Consider the following 2,901-nt stretch of genomic DNA (forward strand, 5'->3'; position numbering starts at 1 on the left):
CCGCCAAAACCCGCCACCAAATCCTCCTGGACTCTAACTCTCGGCGATCGGTCTTTCATTACAATGAATCCCGGCAACGGGATTGAAACCCGTCAAGCGCCATTCGGTACAGCGAAAATCCCACCGCTTTCATTACAATGAATCCCGGCAACGGGATTGAAACTATAGAAGCCTCTAAAACCCCCAGAAAAACGAGAGTTCCTTTCATTACAATGAATCCCGGCAACGGGATTGAAACCAAGGAATAAACGGCTCAAACCCTTACATAGTCGGTACCTTTCATTACAATGAATCCCGGCAACGGGATTGAAACACAGCTTGACCTTACCTAAATACGGGTGCGTGAGCTTTCATTACAATGAATCCCGGCAACGGGATTGAAACATACCTAGGGGCGTCGCACTGATGCAAAATTGATGCTTTCATTACAATGAATCCCGGCAACGGGATTGAAACCTAGCTGCATATTTCCCAGAAAAACGAGAGTTCCCTCTGCTTTCATTACAATGAATCCCGGCAACGGGATTGAAACTCATCCCCAAAAAAGTTAATAAATCATGACAGAGCCTTTCATTACAATGAATCCCGGCAACGGGATTGAAACAAGAGTGTAGGAAAGCGTCTAAACAGTTGATGTAACTTTCATTACAATGAATCCCGGCAACGGGATTGAAACTTGCTTAGGTTGAATCAATGTCCCAAGATTAGTGATAATTTTTAAGTCCACAAATCTTGGTCATAAGCATTAAAAATTAATCATTAATCTTAGGTTTTAACTATCAATAATTTCTATAAAATTAGGGAGTAATACCGCAGCAAAATTAGCCAAAGAGTGACGATTTCAGTGGTTACTTTTAGCCGCAGATAACGACTGAGATTATTATAAACTTAGTCTAAATTGACTAGGTTTAACTTGTTTTTTTGCTCTTTCATCTCAACGATGAGTTGAAGTTTTTTCATGAATTCATCGGTTAACTGCGAAAAGGCTTTTGCTCCAATGGAGGTGGGATGAGTGAGTAAAACGGGGAGGAAGCTATCCACAGCTTTAGAAACATTGACATCCATTGGAATTCTGGTTTTAAAAATTTTGGTCTCTCCAAAATCCTCATGGACCCGGCGCATGACTTGGCGATAATATTTACCCGTGAGCAAATTACCAGACATGGTAAAGACTATTCCAATCATTTCTAAATCAAGGGGATTTTCATTTTTATAAATTTCTCTGAGTTGGTTAATTCTTCTTTCAAGCAATTGAATACCAATCAAAGATAGGGGTTCGGGTTTGGCAGGGAGTACATAGTAATCGCTGGCAACTAAGGCACTGCGGGTTAATAAGTTATAACCAGGGGCGCAGTCGAGGATGATAAAGTCATAATCTTTCATGACCGGATCCAAAATTCCCCGGACTAAAATTTGCTCTAATTTAGTCCAGACTTCTTCAAAGTTATCTTTGCCGAGGTGCAAGGCTTTTTTGTGTAGGACTTCGGACACCATAAAATCATCATAGATTTCTAAATCTCCGGGTAATAAATCTAATCCTTTAATATTGCCAATATAGGGTTTAATAATATCTTGAATAGGTAATGATTTTTGGTCAATGGGTTGAATAAAATCATTAACTAAATGCTTTAAGGTGCGTTTTTCTTTCCGCAGTTTAGAAAAGTCGTGAGGAGAGACTAAACTGAGGGTGGCGCTAATTTGAGTATCCAGGTCTACGACTAATACTCGTTTCTGATAGTCTTTGGCTAAACAGGCGGCTAAGTTAACGGTTAGGGTTGTTTTTCCGACGCCCCCCTTCATATTGATGGTTGAGATAATATATGCCATGCCGTGAGTTCTCCTGAGTTTGATGCACGCTAGGACTAATTAGCCCCCTTCTGGATGTCCCCGTTATTATAGGGGGTGATGGGTCGAATCCTTTGGGGGTTTTACCCCCTACTAGATTGTTTTGGTAAGACACCACCGATGGCACTGGGGTCCGGAAATTGAGAGCAATCTCCAATATCAAGCTGCTCTCCCCCGATTCCTTAAAAAATTCTAAAAATGGTAACATATCCAGTTTTAATTAAACTCCCCAGGGTGGCGATCGCCTCTGCACCCTAACGCGATCGGTTGATGCTCCAATTCTGGCAAATATTCAATCCTTAATCTGCAATTTTTGGCAGGAGTTTCTGCGGCCCAAAATCTATTCCGCCCCAAAATAGGGCGGAATAGAATCAGTTATCCCGCCTGACGAGATGCCTGGGTGATCCTATCCTCCGCCGTCGTCTTGTAGCGTATCAGCCTAGACTGCTGCTTAATCCGCCCGGACATACTGGCGTGTTGGAGGGTCATAAAGGCATTCAAGTCTTCTAAATCATATTTGGCACTGAGCAGATCTCTAAGCTGGTCCTCTGCTTCTACGGTCAGATAACCGATTGCCAATGCTTGTTGTACGATGTCCCGGATGCGAATCATAGTCAGGTTCCCTCTTCTTTTCCTTGATGAATTTAGTATCGCCTTTTCCTCAAAGCTTCTCAGTGACGAGCATTTCCTGATTTCTGTGATGTTTCCTACCCTGGATAGTGAGGCGTTTTCCCCTTTTCGGGTGACGAAACCAATCTCGTGAAGTGATGCCGATCGCAACCCCATTGTTTGTCACCCTTCGATAAACCCAGATTTCCTCCTCCCTGGGGAGAAGATTGGCTAGGTCTATAGCAGCTCCTAAATCCGTTGTGGAATGCCCTCACCCCCAACCCCCTTCGACCCTTCGACCCCAACCCCCTTCGACCCTTCGACCCTTCGACCCTTCGACCCTTCGACCCTTCGACCCTTCGACTGGCTCAGGGCTCAGGGCTCAGGGCTCAGGGCTCAGGACAGGCCTCTCCCAAAGGGGGAGAGGGGAGAAGACAGATGTCATAA

At 44.0% G+C, this 2,901-nt stretch carries 2 protein-coding genes and 1 CRISPR repeat array; both genes read right to left on the reverse strand.

All coding sequences use genetic code 11. The features are described from left to right. Positions 1-52 precede the first annotated feature (52 nt). Positions 53-676: direct repeats of the CRISPR family, unit length 37 nt; unit sequence CTTTCATTACAATGAATCCCGGCAACGGGATTGAAAC. A 212-nt stretch (positions 677-888) separates the two neighbouring features. Further along, positions 889-1,827, reverse strand: coding sequence for a ParA family protein (locus J0895_RS13560; protein WP_207088615.1), 939 nt, complete (start codon positions 1,825-1,827; stop codon positions 889-891). Positions 1,828-2,220: 393 nt separating this feature from the next. Next, positions 2,221-2,457, reverse strand: a complete 237-nt coding sequence (locus J0895_RS13565; RefSeq protein ID WP_207088616.1) for a hypothetical protein — start codon at positions 2,455-2,457, stop codon at positions 2,221-2,223. Positions 2,458-2,901: the final 444 nt, after the last annotated feature.

Source organism: Phormidium pseudopriestleyi FRX01, assembly GCF_017313335.1.
Lineage (GTDB): Bacteria > Cyanobacteriota > Cyanobacteriia > Cyanobacteriales > Laspinemataceae > Laspinema > Laspinema pseudopriestleyi.

Coding starts and splice junctions, on each gene's coding strand:
- J0895_RS13560 (WP_207088615.1), bottom strand. CDS start 1,827: ATGGCATATATTATCTCAACCATCAATATGAAGGGGGGCGTCGGAAAA.
- J0895_RS13565 (WP_207088616.1), bottom strand. CDS start 2,457: ATGATTCGCATCCGGGACATCGTACAACAAGCATTGGCAATCGGTTAT.